General features: G+C 50.1%; 1 protein-coding gene. It reads left to right on the top strand.

The features are described 5' to 3' along the window. Positions 1 to 79: 79 nt before the first annotated feature. Positions 80 to 1,191, top strand: a protein-coding gene (locus GVK32_RS28650; RefSeq protein WP_159874230.1) for an IS3 family transposase whose coding sequence is annotated in 2 segments (ribosomal slippage) — positions 80 to 341 and positions 341 to 1,191 — 1,113 coding nt in all. Because the reading frame shifts where the segments join, the coding sequence is not laid out codon by codon here. Positions 1,192 to 1,207: the final 16 nt, after the last annotated feature.

Raw genomic sequence — 1,207 nt, 5'->3', positions numbered from 1 at the left:
TGTAAGTATCCCACCAAAACGGCCCATTCACTTTTAGAGATCTTCCGACATACTGATTATGTCACCTGAGGAGATCGCTATGCGTAAGATCCGATTCACCGAGCACCAGATCATCGCCGTCCTGAAATCAGTCGAAGCGGGCAGGACCGTCAAAGATGTGTGTCGTGAGGCTGCTATTTCTGAAGCCAGCTACTACAACTGGAAGGCGAAATATGGCGGTATGGAAGCCGCTGATATCAAAAAGATCAAAGATCTTGAAGACGAGAATCGTCGTCTGAAGCAGATGTTTGCCGATCTGAGTCTGGAATGCCGTGCGCTGAAAGACGTCATCGAAAAAAAGCTTTAAAACCAGCGATAAAGCGTGAGCTCGTCAGCTATTTGACCACGCAGTTTACGATGAGCATACGCCAGGCATGCAGGACGTTATCGCTGAGCAGGACGGTGTTTCGTTACCTACCGGATACACGACGTGATGAAGCGGTGGTCCAGGGGCTGACCGAGGCGGCTGAACGCTACCCCCGCTACGGATTTAAGAAGCTTTTTCAGGTGCTTCGCAGGCAGGGCCACGTCTGGAACCACAAGCGGGTACACCGGATTTATTGTCTGTTGAAACTGAATTTTCGTCGTAAGGGTAAACAACGCCTGCCGGTGCGCAATCCGGCTCCGCTGGCAACGCCGGAAGCACTGAACCAAAGTTGGTCGATTGATTTTATGCACGACGCGCTGACATGTGGCCGACGTTTTCGGACTTTCAATGTCGTCGATGATTTTAACCGTGAAGCTCTGGCTATCGAAATTGACCTGAATATCCCGGCGCAGCGGGTCGTGCGGGTGCTGGACAGAATAGTAGCAAACCGTGGATATCCACTGAAGATGCGGATGGATAACGGGCCGGAACTGATATCACTGGCTCTGGCACAATGGGCCGAAGAGCATGGCGTGATGCTGGAATTTATCAAGCCCGGTAAGCCAACACAGAATGCGTTTATAGAACGGTTTAACCGAACGTACCGGACCGAAATACTGGATTTTTACCTGTTCAGAACACTGAATGAAGCACGGGAAATAACGGAACGCTGGCTAAATGAATACAATAGTGAGCGGCCTCATGAATCCCTGAATAACCTGACGCCGGAAGAATATCGGCTGATGGCTGAGAAACCGGAAATCTCAAAAAGTGTTTGGAACTAAAGCTGGGATACTTACA

Source organism: Klebsiella sp. 18074, from assembly GCF_902705905.1.
Classification (GTDB): Bacteria; Pseudomonadota; Gammaproteobacteria; order Enterobacterales; family Enterobacteriaceae; genus Klebsiella; species Klebsiella terrigena.
Note: the sequence above shows the minus strand (reverse complement) of the source record. Positions and strands in the feature narration are given on the sequence as shown.